The following is a 14,860-nucleotide window of genomic DNA, read 5'->3' on the forward strand; positions in this document are numbered from 1 at the left end:
ATTGGTCATTGGTATAGACAAATGAACGGCAGTTGCTAAAGCGGGACAATCCCCAAGGGCGCACTGCCTCCTAAAGACAAATGACAAATGACTATTTTATGCTGTTGCTTCTAGGATTTCAGAATCATCTTTTTCATCTGAGTCTATTTGCCTCAGACGAATATGTTTTTTGCCCAAAGTGATCACAAACTCATCTCCAGGCTTTAGATTCATCTGTTTGGTGTAAGCAGAACCTATTAGCAAGTTACCGTTAGACTGCACACTAATTCTGTAACTAGCACTGCGTCCCCCACGTCCATTTGCGCTGGGAGCGCTATCTAACTGAATACCCTCAGCATCAATTAGGGCATTCAAGAACTTCATCATGTTGACACGCTCTATACCATTTTTTGTCACGGTATAGTAGCCACACTGTTTAGCTTTTTCTTCTTTGCTCAGATTTTCTAGCTCTTTGACTTTTTTGAGCAGATCTTCACCGGTTAGGGGTTCAATTTTTTTCTGTTTAGCCATCAACTTAGAGCGAAAATGAACGAACGATTGAAGGAGTTTAATCGATTTTATTTTAGCTGACCTTGAGGAAGTAGTAACACAATCCTTAAATTTTTATATCAGCTAACGCAAAGTATATTACACGAATCAGCAGAATTTTTGCTGTTTTACAAATATTCCCTTTGCAATATATTTCAATGAATTGGACAGAAGCTGATAAATATCTAGAGTTTGTGAGCGACTGCTACACTGGAATCTATATTTGTTTAAGATTCCTAAAGCATAGCTAAAAAAGTTGTCTGCTTGTACTTGTTTGATAACTGGCACACAGAATGATAAGTAAAACTGATCCTTAGTCATTAGTCATTGGTTGGTTGTTGGTTGTTGGTGGTTGGTTGAAACACCAAACAACAAACACCAAACAACAAACAACAAATAAAAAAACTTACCAAAATGAAATTAACTACCAAAGGACACTATAGTGTAAAGGCTTTACTGGATTTGAGTTTACAGCCAGAGTATGGGCCTGTTTCTACTAGAGCGATCGCTTCTCGTCAAGATATCCCAGCTGCATATTTAGAAAAACTGCTAATAGAAATGCGTCGTGCTGGGTTAGTAAAATCAATTCGTGGCAGCATCGGTGGATACCAGCTGGCACGAGAACCAGCACAAATATCTTTAGGAGAAATTTTAGAGGCAGTTGGTGAAACTATAGAACCTTTACCCCATCACCGCGCTTCTCCAGGACAAGCAGAAGATTGGGTAACATTTACTCTTTGGCAAAGGCTACATCAAAAATTGAAAGAAGCATTGTACAGTATTACTTTGGCAGATCTTTATTACGACGCTCGTAGTTGGCAAGCTTCTCTTGGAGAAGAAGCTAGTTTTGTTGTTTAGTCAATGGTCATTAGTCATTAGTCATTTGTCATTGGTAATCATACAAAGGACAAAGGACAAAGGACAAATGACAACTGTTGTTGTTTTAATTATTGCTGCTGGTTTAGATTACTTAGTCGGCGATCCCTGGGGATGGCCTCATCCTGTGCGAGTGATGGGGTGGGTAATTTCTCGCTTCAGCAAATTTGCTCTGACATATTGTCAAAATCCTCTAACACAGCGCTTAGCTGGAATATTGCTGGGTACTTTTTTAATAATTGCTAGTGGCATTGCTGGCTACTTAATAATTCAAGCTGCTAGATGGCTGCATCCTGTTTTGGGAATTGCAACAGAAAGTATTCTCTTAGCTAGCTGTTTTGCTGGGAAAAGTTTGAGAGTAGCAGCTCAAGCAGTATTACAACCTCTAACATTAGGAAAAATTCAGGATGCTCGTTCTGTTTTAAGTAATTATGTTGGTCGAGATACAGAAAATCTGACAGAATCAGAAATTTTGCGAGCAGTTCTCGAAACAGTTACAGAAAATGCCATTGATGGAGTCATGGCTCCTCTTTTTTATGCAATTATTGGTGCATTTGTGCCAGTTGTAGGTTCAGTACCCTTAGCTTTGGCATATAAAGCCAGCAGTACCCTTGATTCAATGGTGGGTTATCGACAAGCACCCTACACTTATTTAGGATGGTTTAGCGCGCGCTTAGAAGATGGCTTGACTTGGGTTCCCTGTCGCTTAGCAGTAATCACTTTAGCGCTGCTGTCAGGTAAACCTCTGCATGTCATCCGAATTTGTCGTCGCGATGCACCTAATGACCTCAGTCCCAACTCTGGTTGGAGTGAGTGCGCTTATGCTGCTACTTTGGGTGTACAGGTGGGAGGTACTAATTGGTATCGTGGCGTGGCTAAACACAAACCATTGCTGGGAGATGCTACTCATCCCATTACCCCAACTTGCATTCATAAAGCTTGGCAACTAACTCGATATTGCTTTTTGCTGTGGTTAGGGGTAGCAACTCTCTTGCTAATCGCTCTAAAAACGTAATTATGGAAGTAGGGAATTGTTAATTGATAATTGATAATTGGTAATTGGTAATAGATTTCCCCATTATCCACTACCCATTACCGATTCTCTATTGCCTGGTTTTCCTGTAAAAACTAACTCAGGGGGATGACGGTATATGACTATTTCTACCATTTCTACCATTTCTAGCAAAGCAAAAGTAGTTGAGATTCTCTCGTCTGAAGAACTCCGTCGGACTGTAACTCGTCTCGCCTCTCAAATTGTGGAAAAGACGCGAGACTTGTCTCAGTTAGTATTACTCGGTATTTATACTAGAGGAGTTCCACTGGCGCAATCTTTAGCGCGTCAAATAGAGGCATTAGAAGGTGTGTCCGTATCAGTAGGGGCATTGGATATTACATTCTATCGAGACGACCTCGACCAAATAGGCTTGCGGACTCCTGCGAAAACTGATATCCCTTTTGATTTGACTGGTAAAACCGTTGTGCTTGTGGACGATGTGATCTTTAAGGGACGTACAGTTCGTGCTGCTTTAAATGCTGTAAATGAGTATGGTAGACCAGAGGCAATTCGTTTAGCTGTACTGGTAGACAGGGGTCATCGCGAGGTTCCAATTCATCCAGATTTTATCGGCAAGCAGTTACCCACCGCAAAAGAAGAGATTGTTAAGGTTTACTTGCAAGATGTGGATGGACGAGACGCCGTTGAGTTGATAGCAGATTGATTGTTTGTGGTGGGGTGCGTTACTCTGACGCACCGTGCCAAAATGCAAGAAAAAATTTTTTGTAGATTGCATGAGTAAGCAGATTTTTCAGTGGTAAGCTTATTTACTTTTAAAGTTAGATAACATGGGCGGGCAAGATGCCCACCCCACAAGATTTATGTTTAAATGCTATATGCAAATTCGATTTTGGTTAAAAGTAAATCTAAAGACAAGGAGGTTTTAAGATGCGATCGCGTAGGATGCTGCCTGTGAAGGTGTGTAAATAAAGTGCAGATGGCTCGAAAAGCATGCAAAACGATGCCAAGATTCAAGCAGCTATTCGCGATCGCATGAGCAATAATGCTTAATCTCTTTCCGACCGGCATTGCCACTTGAGCTAATACCAATTATTTATGAAGATGCACAGAATATTAAAAAACGAACCGCCAAGACGCCAAGAACGCCAAGAGTGGAGGGTTACTCTTTTAGTGCAGCTTCACATTAAATTGGTATAAGTATGCAGAAACCAACAGTGATTTAGTGTTAAGAGATGTTATGGTCTTACTTCAAGACTTATCCGAACTGCTACAGGCTGACGATCCAGAACAACGGCAGATTATCAGTGGTGTTAGTTGGGAAAGCTATGAAGCCTTGCTCAATCAGCTAGGAGATAGCCTCCGATATCGGGTTACTTATCTAGATGGAGTGTTAGAACTAGTGTCACCTAGTCGTCGCCATGAACGTAATAAAACAATTATTGGTTCTTTAATAGAAGCTTACTGTCAAGAAAAGCGTATCCGCTACTTCCCCTTGGGTTCTACAACATTCCGCATTGAAGAAAAAAGAGGTGGTACAGAACCAGATGAATCCTATTGCATTGGTACTGAAAAAGAATATCCCGATCTAGCCATTGAAGTAGTTGTAACCAGCGGTGGTATTGACAAGCTGGAAGTCTACAGACGCTTAGGCGTTCGGGAAGTTTGGTTTTTCAAAAACAATCAGTTTGAAGTTTACCATCTGCGCTGTGAAACTTATGAACAGATTGTACAGAGTGAAGTGTTGCCGAATTTAGATCTGACAATGCTGGCACAATATGCAGTTGCAACTGAGCCACTGGAAGCCGCGATCGCATTTCGAGAAAAAGTAAGAGAGATGAAAGGTTAAATGCTACTTGCGAAATCAACAATATTGCGTGTGTATTTGTTTTGAGATAAGCGCTTTGTCGGGAATTTAACTTTCTAATATTGTGTCACGATTACTTAGGTGCCTTAATGCATTATGTATTAAGCTATTAGATCGGTATACTCTGTAATACTACTTATGCCTAATATACCTTTATGGCAAAAACTATTGATTGGTGCTTTGGGTCTTTTGCTACTCACTCTAAGTGGTGTCGGTGTCAAATTATTCACCGACTCTAAAACTTCTGAGTCTAAATCAGCTGGAGTCTCTTCTGTTCCTTCAGTTGCTACCTCTATCAGTCCCTCACCAGATAGGAAAGATATCAGAATTCATGTATGGGCAGGAGAAAATCGAGAGTCGATGGCTGATGTAGAAGTCGAGTTTTTAGTTTCAAATGGATCGCCTCATAAAAGCAAAACTGGAACTGATGGATACACCAGCATTAAGATTCCGAACGGAGTTGACGTACGAGTTACTCTCAGGAAGAAAGGGTTCAAAACTGACACATACACTATTAATCCTAGTATTAACTCAGGCGAGACTATAGAGTACGAGTTAAAGCCAAATCCTCGCCAGTCGTTTTCACCTCCACCTTTACCCAGCCCCACATCATTTCTGCCTACACCTTCTTCTCCTTACCCTTTATCGCCATCTCCTTTACCTACTTCTTCGTCCAAATCGATATCTCTTCCTGCTAAAAGCCCTTATTCTTCACCAACAGTATCTCAGCCTTCTTACCAATACTCACCACCTCCTTTACCCACTCCCTCGTTCACATTTATACCTCCTACTCCCCAAGTTCCTTCCTCTACAGTAAAAATATTGAAGCCATCCTATAAAAAGGATGAACTTGCATTGCTTGACGGCTACACTATAGAAATTTTTTTTTAAATGAACCTGGAGGATTAGAAAATATAGCCTCTACTATTAAGCGTGAACTAGATAGTAGTGGTTTGAAGGCTAAAGTAGGCTTGCGCCCAGAAAGTCTCTCAGATCTAAAAAATGCTGGTGGCACTCTTCCAAGCAACTTTGAAATTCGGTTTGATTATGGTCGCGAGAAGATAGCAGCTAATGTATTGAAGCACCTTCTTGAAGATATACTTCCGAGTCAAAGATTTTTCTTAGAAGAAACCAATACAGATCATAGTACTCGATCGCCTACTCTAAACTACATCTCGGTTTGGCTAGGCCCTATTGAAGATAACAGTTCTCAGTTGGAAGAAGAAATCCTTGAATAAGAATTAAGAATAAAGTTGGTCGCTAGTTTTATAGATGCGATTATCTTAGAAAATCGCTCGCACTCCAATCCTTAAGTAAAGAAAACTCTCAATAATATTACTGAAGTCATCGCGGCAGCATTAGGTGTAAACTTTCTGCTATCTTCTGCGTGTTTCACCGATGAATTATTCCAAATTATTCAAGGAACGCTACTTCTCTCAGGCAATAGTACTGCTTTTGCTACTGTTATTGTTGGCAATAGGAGCAGTTCCTGGATATCTAAAAGGACACTGGCAATGGCAGAAACCACAAGCGATCGCTAATCTCAAAGAGTTAAAACAGATACGCCAGACAGGAATAACTCTTCCTGGTTGGCAAACTACTGAACAAGCAGAACAACAAATTGGCGAACATAAATGGTCATTGCAGTTACTTAAAAAACAGGATTCTCAGACAGAAGCTGTGTTGCTGTTGTTACCGCAGAGCGGGCCAAGAACGCAGCCTCAAGTTGAATGGACGGAGATTAACGGCTGGGGAAGGGCACGTTGGGGACGGTGGGATATTGCTCAAAATCGCTCGGTTGAATTTACTGTCAAGCGATCGCAAGTAAAAGAATTAACAGCGGAAACTACTGTAAAAGCTATGTTCTTTCGGGCTGCAACCAGAGAGCAAACGTTTGCTGTTTTGCAATGGTACGCTTGGCGAAATGGTGGAAATCCATCACCTTTGCAGTGGTTATTGGTAGACCAAATCGCCCAATGGCACAATCAGCGTGTTGCTTGGGTTGCCGTTAGCATCCTTGTACCGATGGAACCTTTAGGACAAATCGAAACAATTTGGCCTGAGATCGGGTCTCTTGGTGAAACAGTGCAAGCTGTATTGACGGCAAGTATTTTATAAATTAGAAATAATGAATATTTTTATACATACATTTTAGTTGATTCTACGTTAGAATAGTGCCTCAATGTTTTACAGCCGCCAAAAGGCTTTACAGCTTGAATAATTTATAACCTTATTTTTATATGCGTGCATTCAGCGCACTGTCTTGTTTAAGTCTTCAGGTCGGTGTTTTTTTGGCAACAGCTGCTCAACCTGTTGTTGCTCAGACTTTTCCAACTTTGCGATCGCCAGTACAAAAAGCACCTGTGCAATCTCCAAATCTCCTAGAGAGTGCAGAGGTTAATCCTTTGGGTGTTAACAACAATAAAATATTGCCTCAACTAGACCGCTACATTTTAGGGCCAGGAGACTTAATTACTATCCAAGTTCAACGTCCGCCTGGTTCCTATCGCTTGGGGTCAGGAGATGCAATCAGCGTGATAGTGCAGCGTTTTCCAGATTTAAACTTTCAAGCCACAATTAACCCAGAAGGAAATATAATTGTTCCTCTACTGGGAACGTTATCGCTACAAAATCTGACTCTGGAAGAAGCACAAACCAAAATCAGTTCGCTGCTGAATCGTTATGTAGTCGATCCGAGTGTAACTTTATCGCTGTTCTCGCAGCGTCCGGATCTGAATTTTTCCATTCCAATTGGCCCTGAAGGTAACATTGCATTACCGCAAGTTGGAATAGTATCTCTAAAAGGCTTGACTCTGGAAGAAGCTCAAGAAAAAATCCGCTTGTCGCTCAATCGCATTATGGTTGAGCCAATTGTAGCTGTATCACTGGTATCGCCGCGACCAGTGCAAGTCACCATTAGCGGTGAAGTCCCGCGACCAGGAATTTATCCGATGGGTTCGCAAACGCCCCGTATTACCGATATCTTGCTGCTAGCAGGCGGTTCTACAATGATGGCAGACTTGCGACAAGTGCAATTACGGCGCAAGCTAGTTGATGGTTCTGTAGTTGCACAAAATATTGACTTGTATACCCCTTTGCTCAATGGCGATACAGCGCCTAACATCCGTTTACAAGACGGAGATGCAATTATTGTGCCGCGTCGCGAACTTGCTAATGATGATAATTATGACCGCAATCTCGTTGCTCGTTCGTCCTTGGCTCAACCGCAGATTCGAGTCCGGGTGTTAAACTATGCTGCTGGAGGGCTGGCCACGCAAACATTGCCTAATGGTAGTAATTTTGTTGATGCTTTGACAGGGGTAAATCCTAACTTTACTAATGTGCGGGAAATTGCCCTGATTCGCTTCGACCCAGAACGAGGTAAGGCGATTACCCAGAGATTGGACGGGAAAAAAGCCTTGACTGGAGATGCAACTCAAAACGTGCCACTTCAAGATAATGATGTTATTGTGATTGGTCGGAACCTAGTCGGTAGAATTACTAATTTACTATCTACTATTACTCAACCCTTCTTTAATGTTCAGAGCTTTTTGAACTTTTTTAGCAGTTTCGGTGGCAGTAGTGGGAAGTAGTTTTCTATATCTGTTCGCCTTTGTTCTTGGTTGTTTGAACTACCAACCAACAGCCAACAAATAACAACCAACAATTATGAATTTACCCGTGACCACGAGTCTCTAAGTATCAATAGTCATGACCCCGCCGATTGTTAAGCGCTATTTAATTGCTTTTGAAAAGTATAAGTGGATTGGATTAGCCAGTTTCACTTTAGTTGTAGCAGGTTCAACGGTAATGGCTATTCAACCAGAACCACCTGCTAGCTATGTAGCAAATGCTGCACTAACTTACACAAGTCCACCCGTTTTTTTCTCTGTAACTGGCACTGAAATTCAGCAACAAGGACAAGTACTTTCCCAAGAGGTTTTGTTGTCAGACCAGATCGTGGAAACCGTGGCAGCACAAGTAAATGTCAAACCAAAACAAATTGGTCAAAATGTTGCCATTAGTGTGCCTGAAGCACCCAAGCCAGGAGAAGAATCAGGAGGATCTTCACTAATTGAACTTAAATATAAAGATTCTAATGAAAAGCGCGCTCAAGAAACAGTGCAAGCATTGATGGAAGCAATGGTTAAGTTGAGTGCCGAGATTAATACTAGGCGATTAAAAGCAATTATAAAAAAAATTGACGAACGTCTACCACAAACGAAACGAGAGTTGCAACTGGCTGAAAAGAGACTCGAAAAATACGATCGCACAGAAGGCCCAGCGTTACTAGCCGCTGAAAATGGCAGTTTGCTGACTGCAATTACCAGCAGTCAAAATCAGCAACGGCAAATTCAACTCACCCTTTCTGGAATAGATGCCCAAATTCGCAGCTTACAAGCAAAGTTAGGGTTAAATGTCAACCAAGCCTATGTTTCTTCAGCTTTGAGTGCCGATCCAATTATTGCTAACTTGCGATCGCAAATTTATCAAGTTGAAAGCCAAATGGAGGTTCTCACCAAACAAGGGGCGCGACCAGAATACCCGATGATGGTGCAATTACAGCGTCAGAAATCTGCTTACGAACAATTGTTACAACAACGTGCGTTTGAGGTAGTAGGTGGTGGGGGTACAGCAGCTCCTCTTCCTGGTACAGTTACGGGTATTCGTTCCCAAAGTAACCTAGACCCAGCCAGACAACAACTGGCAAACCAACTCGTAGCTTTGCAAACTCAGCAGGAGACGTTACAACAACAACTCGTTTCGCTGGCACGAGAAGAAATGCAATTGCGACAAGAGTATGCTTTGATACCCAACAAGCAACTAGAGCGATCGCGTTTAGAACAAGAAGTAGGACTCAAAAAAGCCATCTACGACAAAATGCAGGCAAAGCTAACCGATGCTCAAACCGCAGAAGCAGAAACCGTTAGTAGCCTTAGTATTGCCAGACCGCCAATAGTCGTTGCTGATGTCAAACCTCCTAAAAGTGTGCCAACAACTCTTGGTGTTGGTGGCTTTCTGGGGTTAATAGTTGGTGGTGGAGTGATATTTTTATTGGGATCGCTAGAAGGTACTTTCAAAACCAAAGAAGATATCCGCAACAGCCTCAAACAACGGGATGTTAACTTGCTGGGAGAACTGCCTTTAATGCCTGTGGAAAATTTGTCGCCAGACGAATTGCCAGTGATGCTTTCTGCTGATTCTCCCTATTTGGAGTATTATGAAAAGTTCCGTAGTAATCTGCGTCGCTTGGGCGGCAAAGATTTGAAGGTAATATTGATTGCTAGTGTTAGCAGTGATGAGGGGAAAACAGTAAGTGCTTATAATCTGGGTATAGCTTTTGCCCGTGCTGGCAAACGTACCTTGATTATTGAAACAGATTTGCGATCGCCCTCTTGTAGTCCATCTTTAAAAGTGACTATTGAACCAGAAGCTAACCTTGAACCCCTGCGTTACTACGGCAGCTTGAGCGAATGTATCCGCTTAGTTCCGGATGTTGAAAATTTATATATTGTTCCCAGTCCCGGGCCTGTACGTCAACCCGCTGCCATCCTTGAATCTAGTGAATTGCGACACCTAATTGAGGATGCCCGCGAACGTTATGACTCAGTGATTATAGATACTAATCCTCTGAGTGCATCTAATGACGCCTTATTAATACAACCCTATAGCGATGGCATAGTTTTAGTGACACGACCGCACTATACACAAGAAAACATGTTAGGCGAAGCGATAGATGGATTGGTAGAATCAGAACTAGGACTGGTGGGAGGTATTATTAATGGTGCAGATATCATAGTTCCTTTGCCTCAGCCTGTAGAACCAGTTTCTTCCACTGGGGGAGAATCGCAAATAGAAGACGAATCACAAGCTGAAGTATCAGCTGGAACTAGGCAAAATTAAAGTCGTTATGTAATGAATTTGTACTTGGAGTAAACAGCGGCTTGACCACAGTATTGATGCTTTTCATCTAATAAATTCCAGATTATACCGTTTTCAATATAAAAGCGTTGACCAGTACTGGTAAGACGAACGCCGGAAAAATTACTAAAGCCTTTGTTTGCCGTTTCAACTAATAGTCTATTACGCTCCTCTTGTACAACTTCTTCAGCTGTTTTCCGCGAAGGCAACTGAGTAAAATCCTCCCATGAAACTTCCCATAGTTCCAATGCTTTCCGGTTAGCGTAGTTAAAAATTGGGTCAACTTCAGTACCGTGAGAGACTAAGACAAAAGGTGCATCAAAAAGCGCCTGTGCGATTTCTTCTGGTGAACCACTAACATCCAGTAGAAAATCTCCTGTCCAATAATTAAAACTATATAGTAGACGTAGGCTGTGGTGAATTATAACTTCTTGCTGCCAAGGAAATTGGACGTCACGGGTCATAGACATAAAATTATATTATTGCGTAATAATTCCACAATTATAGATAGGGCTATGCTTACACAGAGCTAACTTATGTAATATTCAACCCTATTCCCTAGCTTTTAACCTCAAACCCCTAATATGAATTCAACTATATTTCACCTTGCCTTTCCTGTTACTGATATCGCTCAAGCAAGAGCATACTATGTTGATGGTTTAGGCTGCATTCCTGGTCGAGAAAACCGTCATGCTCTCGTTCTTAATCTTTATGGTCATCAACTGGTTGCTCACGTCACCAAAGAACCCCTGACACCCCAGCGCAGTATTTATCCCAGACATTTTGGATTAATTTTAACCACAGAATGCGACTGGCAGTATTTGCTTACAAGAGCCGAACAGCGACAACTACTGTTTAGAGAAGAACCCAAGCAGCGTTTTATCGGTACTCCCTTAGAACATTACACCTTCTTTTTAGAAGACCCGTTTTATAACTTAATGGAATTTAAGTATTACCGTTATCCAGAAGCGATTTTTGGAAGTGAGGAGTATACGCAAATTGGTGAGCCTCACTAACATCAGGGTCTAGATCAATTTAGTTAACTGCTTGTGCCAACGCCTCGGCGATCGCCGCCAAACTTCTGACATCAGTCAGCATTCAGTCATGAGTCAACACCGATACACCCACTTCTCTACCCACAGGTAGTTGTGAACTTTTTGCTAGGATGCTCATCATATCATAGGGAGTTAAAATAGAAGCAAAACTTAGCTGCTTCAACATAGCAGTATTCCGATTCAAATCTTGTAGAAAAGCACTATCGGGGCGCATTTGCACACAGCCAAGACCTTGGTGAAAGTAGGCAACCCAAGTGCCATAATGCGATGCACAGATGGTGACAAACCTCTTTACGCGCATTGATTACCCCAGTTGCTGGATAGCAAGAGGACATTGGCTTCTCTCTGCGTCCTCTTTGCTAAAGTTAAGTTTTGTTACACTCGCTTTCAGAATGTTGCTCTCAGATCCAGAAAAATTTAATAATTGAGTATAAGTATCAACAATTCCAAGTACTTGAGATAAAAAGTTTATAGCGTTTGCTCCTGGCTGTGGAAATAACATTTGTTATTTGCAAAATCATGAATACTGTCAGATAAATTGTTTAGTGCAAAAAAGAAGTAACTTAACAATAACTCGAAGAAATGTAATAAATTTCCCTAATTTTTAATGAATGTAGTCAATTTTCAGGTATAAAAGACAGGAGTAATTGTAATGTTCGGTTTTATCAAAAACTTAATCAACGGGATTATGAAATTCATTACTGGGCTTCTCCCTGGCAAGAAAAAAAACGGCGGTTACTATTTAGAACTGAAGGAAGAGGCTGAGACTGCACAGCCAGTTGCTGCTGCTAAGGCTACTGCTCAAAAAGTCGCTACTGCTGCTAAAGACGCTGCTGAAAAGGTCACTGACACTGCTAAAGATGCTGCTGAAAAAGTCGCCGACACAACTAAGCGCGATGCTGATAAAGCAGCAGTTTCCAAAGCTGCTGCTGCACCTAACGGTCGTAAAAAATCAGCACGACCAGTAGCAACAGCTCCAGAAACATCTAACGGAGCGAAAGCTCCTGAAAAGGCTACTCCTGAGCCTGCCAAGGTGGAGATGGTACAAACTTCCGAGGGTGTGACAGTGCAACCTAAAGAGCAAGCACCCGCAGTTAAGACACTACCAACAGAAACCACATTTGCACCCAAATATTTAGCACCCACCAATACAAATGGTCGTCGGCGTCCAGGAGCGAATATGAATTCCTTCCTAGAGATGGCACGTCAGGTGAAAACCCCTAATGCTAAATAAATGTAAGTTTGAAAATTAGTTAAATAATAGGTGGATTATGAAATTCACCTATTATTTTTTATCTGCTCATTCAGAAATAGAATTGAGAAAAATCAGTCCACTATACAAATGAAAAGCCGAGTCCCAATTAGTTTTTTCTCTGCGAAATAAGTGAATGTGAGACTCGATATTATTTAGAACTTCTGTTTGATCTAGGGCTGTTTCTGCAAAAAGTGCAAAGTCTGACCAAATTTTGATTGAAGATAATTGCTCGTCAAAAAAGTTAAGTAAATTATTCCAATTAATTCTGATTGTATTTTGGCTAACTTGAGGAGCAATTTTTGCTCCTTGCTGAAATTCATAACCGTTGTCATAAAATCGCAGAATGCAACGCCTTTGAGGTAGATGTAAATCGCAAAATTGAAAGTAATCTTGAGTTTGGGTTTTACGTTCTAGTCTACGGCGAGCACTAACGTCTACAACTTCTTCAAAAATTGGTAATAGTCCTTGCACTCGCCCTTTCACCTCTGTCCAGTCAAAGCTGAGAGAACCGAGTTGATTTGCTTGATTGCGGCAAATAATAGTGGCTTTTTGTGTTGTTTCTGCAAAATAATTAACTTGAAAAACTTGAATTTTCTCAATATCAGTTAATTTTGCCCAAAAGCAGGGAATACCTGCATTTTGTAACTGTTCACCATAAAATTTGAGTTCTCCGACTGCACCACTGCGGTACAAGCGCCAGCCACGGCTAGGTAAGAGTAATCTGGCGCTATAGGAGTCTATTTGGATAATTTGGGCAAATTTTTGTGCTAATTGAGTTTTATGGTTATTATTAACTGGTTCTAAGACTAATACACCAAGTTCAGCATTATTTGCGTCAGCTGTTGCTTGGGCGATCGCCCGTTTTCGTTCTTCTTGCTCAATTTCTAGCAGTCGCTGTAACCCTTGTCTTGCTTGCGTAACAATCTTGGTATTGGTTGCATCGCGCAGCAATCGCCGATAAACTTTTTCTGCTTCTTGCGGCTTTCCCGATGCTTCGTGCAGTCGTCCAACATAAAATTGCACCCAAGGATTTTCTGGTGTTTCTTTTAACAATTGTTTGAGTAATTTCGCAGCAGTGCGATAGTCTTGGCGCTCAAAAGCACTGGCAACTTGTTCTATCATGTATAAATTTTAAATCTCGTTTTTATACATCCTTTATACTTCACAAGTTGCTGCTACTAAGGATAAAGCCACTATTGGGGCTGTAACTGCTCTCAGGATGCGTCTTCCCAGCGAAACGGGTTGGAATCCTGCATTAATTGCACTTTCAATTTCTTTGTCTGTCCATCCTCCCTCTGGGCCGATAGCGATCGCCATCGTTTTTTGTCGTTGATTATTTGGCAATTTTTCTTTACCCTGCAAGCAACTGAGCAAATGAGGATAGTCACCACGAGCCTCGCAGATATATTTCTGGTTTGTGACAAATGATAAATGACTATTGACTAATGACAGACTATTACTAAAAGAAATTGGTTCTAAAATCACAGGCACTACAGCACGCTCTGATTGTTCAGCGGCTTCCTTAGCTATCCGCCGCCAGCGTTCTAGTTTTTGGGGACTGGGGTTTAGTAAAGTGCGATCGCTCACTACCGGGACAATACAAGTTACTCCCAACTCCGTACAACAGCGTACTACCTCATCAAATGCATTACCTTTTGGCAAGGCTAACATCAGAATAATAGCTGTGGATAATTCGGTTTCTACGGTGACTGATTGTAAAATTTTTGCTTCTGCCCCTGCTAGCTGTGCCAACCACCATTTACCCATTCCGTCCATTGCAATAAAGCGATCGCCCTCTTGCAATCGCAACACGCGACAAAGATAATGCTGTTGTTCGGATGTCAGCATTATCTGTTCTTGTTGGAATTGGGAGGGGGCGATCGCTATTCTTTGTAATTGAGCCATGCCACTTTCAGTTTCAGAGTCAAGAGATGTAAATTCCTATTCAAGAATTACCCGTACATTTAAATTCCAACCACTAACTTTGTGAATCAGCAGCCACATCTTGACTCTATCTCGGGGAATTTAAATTTAACTAACAAAAAGCTGCACCAGTAATATGGTGCAGCAATTTCTTATTTTTATCACCTATTTTTCAGTGCCAATGTCTTTCTAAAGAAAGAATTAAGTCTTAGAGGATGTCTGAAAAGTACGTGAAGGGTATATTTTGTCATTCTGTAGACGCTTCTGCGGCTTCGGTGCAGGGTGCGGAACGCAGTGGAGCGAAGAATCTCGATTTGGCGTTAAGTTGTGAGATGCTACCCTTACGGGAAGCCGCTATGCGGCTACACTACGCTGGCGCTTCGTTCAGCATGACATTTTACACTTCTCAGACATCCTCTTAG

The 14,860-nt window shown here is 41.6% G+C and carries 17 protein-coding genes; 12 read left to right on the forward strand and 5 right to left on the reverse strand.

The window, feature by feature from the left end; genetic code table 11:
* Positions 1–96: 96 nt before the first annotated feature.
* Positions 97–510: an AbrB family transcriptional regulator gene (locus FIS9605_RS0115685; RefSeq protein WP_026733439.1), complete on the reverse strand. Its 414-nt coding sequence runs from the start codon at positions 508–510 to the stop codon at positions 97–99.
* A 432-nt stretch (positions 511–942) separates the two neighbouring features.
* Between FIS9605_RS0115685 and FIS9605_RS0115690 the strand changes: the two genes are divergently transcribed.
* From FIS9605_RS0115690 to FIS9605_RS0115730, 9 genes are all read left to right on the forward strand, one after another.
* A complete protein-coding gene (locus FIS9605_RS0115690; protein ID WP_026733440.1) occupies positions 943–1,386 on the forward strand; it encodes an Rrf2 family transcriptional regulator in 444 nt (147 codons plus the stop codon).
* A 67-nt stretch (positions 1,387–1,453) separates the two neighbouring features.
* Positions 1,454–2,419, forward strand: coding sequence for an adenosylcobinamide-phosphate synthase CbiB (gene cbiB / locus FIS9605_RS0115695; protein WP_026733441.1), 966 nt, complete (start codon positions 1,454–1,456; stop codon positions 2,417–2,419).
* Positions 2,420–2,555: 136 nt separating this feature from the next.
* Complete coding sequence (gene pyrR, locus FIS9605_RS0115700) at positions 2,556–3,122, forward strand: bifunctional pyr operon transcriptional regulator/uracil phosphoribosyltransferase PyrR (protein ID WP_035139892.1); 567 nt, start codon at positions 2,556–2,558, stop codon at positions 3,120–3,122.
* 534 nt (positions 3,123–3,656) lie between these two features.
* Positions 3,657–4,265 (forward strand): Uma2 family endonuclease, encoded by a 609-nt coding sequence (locus FIS9605_RS0115705; protein WP_026733443.1) that lies wholly within the window; start codon positions 3,657–3,659, stop codon positions 4,263–4,265.
* A 156-nt stretch (positions 4,266–4,421) separates the two neighbouring features.
* Positions 4,422–5,174, forward strand: coding sequence for a hypothetical protein (locus tag FIS9605_RS37225; protein ID WP_035139894.1), 753 nt, complete (start codon positions 4,422–4,424; stop codon positions 5,172–5,174).
* 62 nt (positions 5,175–5,236) lie between these two features.
* The gene (locus tag FIS9605_RS0115715) at positions 5,237–5,521 is read left to right on the forward strand and encodes a hypothetical protein (RefSeq protein ID WP_026733444.1); all 285 of its coding nucleotides are present in this window, start codon (positions 5,237–5,239) and stop codon (positions 5,519–5,521) included.
* Positions 5,522–5,681: 160 nt separating this feature from the next.
* Positions 5,682–6,401, forward strand: a complete 720-nt coding sequence (locus FIS9605_RS0115720) for a cyanoexosortase B system-associated protein (RefSeq protein ID WP_026733445.1) — start codon at positions 5,682–5,684, stop codon at positions 6,399–6,401.
* A 122-nt stretch (positions 6,402–6,523) separates the two neighbouring features.
* The gene (locus FIS9605_RS0115725) at positions 6,524–7,876 is read left to right on the forward strand and encodes a polysaccharide biosynthesis/export family protein (protein WP_026733446.1); all 1,353 of its coding nucleotides are present in this window, start codon (positions 6,524–6,526) and stop codon (positions 7,874–7,876) included.
* A 118-nt stretch (positions 7,877–7,994) separates the two neighbouring features.
* Positions 7,995–10,187, forward strand: coding sequence for a GumC family protein (locus FIS9605_RS0115730; RefSeq protein ID WP_026733447.1), 2,193 nt, complete (start codon positions 7,995–7,997; stop codon positions 10,185–10,187).
* Positions 10,188–10,192: 5 nt separating this feature from the next.
* On the opposite strand, the gene FIS9605_RS0115735 is transcribed toward FIS9605_RS0115730, so the two are convergent.
* Positions 10,193–10,669, reverse strand: coding sequence for an MEKHLA domain-containing protein (locus FIS9605_RS0115735; RefSeq protein ID WP_026733448.1), 477 nt, complete (start codon positions 10,667–10,669; stop codon positions 10,193–10,195).
* Between the two features lie 120 nt (positions 10,670–10,789).
* On the opposite strand from FIS9605_RS0115735, the gene FIS9605_RS0115740 reads away from it, so the two are divergent.
* Positions 10,790–11,221 carry a VOC family protein gene (locus FIS9605_RS0115740; RefSeq protein ID WP_026733449.1) on the forward strand — a complete coding sequence of 144 codons (432 nt, stop codon included), beginning with the start codon at positions 10,790–10,792 and terminating at the stop codon, positions 11,219–11,221.
* Between the two features lie 82 nt (positions 11,222–11,303).
* On the opposite strand, the gene FIS9605_RS37230 is transcribed toward FIS9605_RS0115740, so the two are convergent.
* Positions 11,304–11,561 (reverse strand): hypothetical protein, encoded by a 258-nt coding sequence (locus tag FIS9605_RS37230; protein ID WP_051470040.1) that lies wholly within the window; start codon positions 11,559–11,561, stop codon positions 11,304–11,306.
* Positions 11,562–11,912: 351 nt separating this feature from the next.
* Here FIS9605_RS37230 and FIS9605_RS0115750 point away from each other — a divergent pair, with 351 nt between their 5' ends.
* A complete protein-coding gene (locus FIS9605_RS0115750) occupies positions 11,913–12,494 on the forward strand; it encodes a hypothetical protein (protein WP_026733450.1) in 582 nt (193 codons plus the stop codon).
* Between the two features lie 66 nt (positions 12,495–12,560).
* Here FIS9605_RS0115750 and FIS9605_RS0115755 read toward each other — a convergent pair whose 3' ends face one another.
* Entirely contained in the window at positions 12,561–13,637 is a 1,077-nt protein-coding gene (locus FIS9605_RS0115755; protein WP_026733451.1) for a tetratricopeptide repeat protein, read from the reverse strand.
* Between the two features lie 33 nt (positions 13,638–13,670).
* A complete protein-coding gene (locus FIS9605_RS0115760; RefSeq protein WP_026733452.1) occupies positions 13,671–14,420 on the reverse strand; it encodes a 16S rRNA (uracil(1498)-N(3))-methyltransferase in 750 nt (249 codons plus the stop codon).
* 233 nt (positions 14,421–14,653) lie between these two features.
* Between FIS9605_RS0115760 and FIS9605_RS42710 the strand changes: the two genes are divergently transcribed.
* Positions 14,654–14,860, forward strand: coding sequence for a hypothetical protein (locus FIS9605_RS42710; RefSeq protein ID WP_155960442.1), 207 nt, complete (start codon positions 14,654–14,656; stop codon positions 14,858–14,860).

The organism is Fischerella sp. PCC 9605 (genome assembly GCF_000517105.1).
Classification (GTDB): domain Bacteria; phylum Cyanobacteriota; class Cyanobacteriia; order Cyanobacteriales; family Nostocaceae; genus PCC9605.

What these genes read in the sequence shown, in the direction of transcription:
- FIS9605_RS0115750 (WP_026733450.1), top strand. Translation starts at nt 11,913, where the DNA reads ATGTTCGGTTTTATCAAAAACTTAATCAACGGGATTATGAAATTCATT.
- pyrR (WP_035139892.1), top strand. Translation starts at nt 2,556, where the DNA reads ATGACTATTTCTACCATTTCTACCATTTCTAGCAAAGCAAAAGTAGTT.
- FIS9605_RS0115720 (WP_026733445.1), top strand. Translation starts at nt 5,682, where the DNA reads ATGAATTATTCCAAATTATTCAAGGAACGCTACTTCTCTCAGGCAATA.
- FIS9605_RS0115740 (WP_026733449.1), top strand. Translation starts at nt 10,790, where the DNA reads ATGAATTCAACTATATTTCACCTTGCCTTTCCTGTTACTGATATCGCT.
- FIS9605_RS0115685 (WP_026733439.1), bottom strand. Translation starts at nt 510, where the DNA reads ATGGCTAAACAGAAAAAAATTGAACCCCTAACCGGTGAAGATCTGCTC.
- FIS9605_RS0115705 (WP_026733443.1), top strand. Translation starts at nt 3,657, where the DNA reads ATGGTCTTACTTCAAGACTTATCCGAACTGCTACAGGCTGACGATCCA.
- FIS9605_RS0115725 (WP_026733446.1), top strand. Translation starts at nt 6,524, where the DNA reads ATGCGTGCATTCAGCGCACTGTCTTGTTTAAGTCTTCAGGTCGGTGTT.
- FIS9605_RS0115755 (WP_026733451.1), bottom strand. Translation starts at nt 13,637, where the DNA reads ATGATAGAACAAGTTGCCAGTGCTTTTGAGCGCCAAGACTATCGCACT.
- FIS9605_RS37225 (WP_035139894.1), top strand. Translation starts at nt 4,422, where the DNA reads ATGCCTAATATACCTTTATGGCAAAAACTATTGATTGGTGCTTTGGGT.
- FIS9605_RS0115730 (WP_026733447.1), top strand. Translation starts at nt 7,995, where the DNA reads ATGACCCCGCCGATTGTTAAGCGCTATTTAATTGCTTTTGAAAAGTAT.
- FIS9605_RS0115735 (WP_026733448.1), bottom strand. Translation starts at nt 10,669, where the DNA reads ATGACCCGTGACGTCCAATTTCCTTGGCAGCAAGAAGTTATAATTCAC.
- FIS9605_RS0115690 (WP_026733440.1), top strand. Translation starts at nt 943, where the DNA reads ATGAAATTAACTACCAAAGGACACTATAGTGTAAAGGCTTTACTGGAT.
- cbiB (WP_026733441.1), top strand. Translation starts at nt 1,454, where the DNA reads ATGACAACTGTTGTTGTTTTAATTATTGCTGCTGGTTTAGATTACTTA.
- FIS9605_RS42710 (WP_155960442.1), top strand. Translation starts at nt 14,654, where the DNA reads ATGTCTGAAAAGTACGTGAAGGGTATATTTTGTCATTCTGTAGACGCT.
- FIS9605_RS0115760 (WP_026733452.1), bottom strand. Translation starts at nt 14,420, where the DNA reads ATGGCTCAATTACAAAGAATAGCGATCGCCCCCTCCCAATTCCAACAA.
- FIS9605_RS37230 (WP_051470040.1), bottom strand. Translation starts at nt 11,561, where the DNA reads ATGCGCGTAAAGAGGTTTGTCACCATCTGTGCATCGCATTATGGCACT.